General features: G+C 66.7%; 2 protein-coding genes. One reads left to right on the top strand and one right to left on the bottom strand.

Annotation, left to right across the window (positions count from 1 at the left end; translation table 11 throughout):
- Window positions 1-693, bottom strand: a 693-nt coding sequence (locus OXF11_21825; protein ID MCY4489727.1) for an SUMF1/EgtB/PvdO family nonheme iron enzyme, incomplete at its 3' end; no start/stop codon positions are given.
- 546 nt (window positions 694-1,239) lie between these two features.
- Between OXF11_21825 and OXF11_21820 the strand changes: the two genes are divergently transcribed.
- A partial coding sequence (locus OXF11_21820; protein ID MCY4489726.1) for a peptidoglycan-binding domain-containing protein occupies window positions 1,240-1,728 on the top strand: 489 nt, incomplete at its 3' end.

Raw genomic sequence — 1,728 nt, 5'->3', positions numbered from 1 at the left:
CTCGCTCAACAACCGATACTCCTTCCCCGTCTTCTCGGAAAGCCATGCGGCGTACGCCCGTGCATCATCCCGGTTGACACAGACCACCGGTTCTCTTGCCGTCTGTCCGTATCCAGGGTCCCGCCACGAACGGTTGCCGTCGCGCCTCCACCTCTTCCCACGAAAGACATGACAACCGCCGGCCGTTTCACGACTCGTCTCCTTCGCGAACACTTCATACTCGGCGCGCGTCGCTTCGTATTTCCCCACGGCGAACCGCTTCCCGATTCTCACCTCGTGCCGCGGTCCCTCGTTTCCGTACCTCCCCAGTTCACCCCCCGGCGATCCCATCATGAACTTGCCTGCGGGTATCACCACCATCTCCGGACACTCGCCGCACTCACGAAATTCCTTCCCTGCCGGCCACCGGCGTTCAAACTCTTCATGCCGCCGCATGTCCCGTTCAAGCTCCGCCGATTTCCCGCCCTCCAGCAAGGCCGTCGCCGCCCGTCCTTCCTCCTTCTCCCTCGCATCCTCCGCGTCGCCGTATCTGGCCCGCACCGACGGTCGGGCCGGCGTCTGTCGCGCCGCCGCCGCTTCGGGCCTGTCGCTCACGCCGCCGGACCGCCGTCGTCGCGCCCGTTCCTGCGCCGTGACCAACGGTTGCGGCGTCATGCTCGCCGCGAGCGCGTCGCGCTCATTCACGGCGGCCATCACCTGCGCCTGAGACGCGCCCGGCCCCACGCGGCAAAACCGCCCCATTTCCAGCATCTTCCACCGGCCGCCCGCGTCAGCGTCAGGGCGCCACGGTTCCAGTGCTTCCGCGGGCCTGCAGGCGTTCCGTCCCCCATTGCCCGGGTCGGCAGCTACCGGCGATCCGTACCCGGTCACGAACAACACCGCCAACATCAACGAACGGATCATACGACAGGCTCCGACTGCATCCGTCAGTCGTATCGACGTCCCTGGCAGAAACTCACCCGGAAACCACCTTGCCTCGTCTCCATGGATCGAAAATAGGTTCGTCGGTGTGTTGATGTCAACTCAAGACTTCCGCGAACATCCCCGGAATCGTCCCTTCGAGGAAATCACGAGACCATTCGGGAGGTTTCGGGCCCCATAAGCGAAGGCGTCCCGCTCAAGAAGCACGAGGCCGGGAACGAATTCACCACCGGGGGCCCCGATATCGTCAAGTTGACGCGACCGGATCGCGCGCCCTAGAATGTCCGCACGCTTTGGAAGTCCGCGGTGGAGGATACCATGCCGATTCCCAGAACACCGGTTTTGCTGGCGACGTTGGTCTTGCTCTGGACGTTCGCCGGGTCGGGGCAGGCGGCGCGCGGGCAGCCGGGCGGGACGCCGGCCCTCAAGGCGGCGGAGGCAACGCTGGAGCTGACCCGCGCGGAGCGGCGACGGATACAGAAGGGCCTCGCCGCGGCGGGATTCGAACCGGGGCCTGCGGATGGCCTGTTCGGCCGCGGCACACGGGAGGCGATCCGCAAGTGGCAGGCCTCGCGCGGAGCGGCGGCGACGGGTTATCTGGACGCGGACGCGGCGAAGGCGCTGCTGGCAGCGGGGGAGCGATCTGGCGCGCTCGCCACTAAACGCCAGCAGGCACCGGCGGGGAAAGAGTACTCGCCCGCCGCGCGAAGGCTCTCCAGGCTGCTGGGGCGCGAGTTCTCCCCGGCTGCGGTGGACGAGAACGGCTGGACCGACCTGCATTTTTCAGCGCTCCTGAACCTGCCGGAG

The sequence above is a fragment of the Deltaproteobacteria bacterium genome, assembly GCA_026712905.1.
Lineage (GTDB): Bacteria > Desulfobacterota > Binatia > UBA9968 > JAJDTQ01 > JAJDTQ01.
This window is presented reverse-complemented; position numbering and strand designations above follow the sequence as displayed.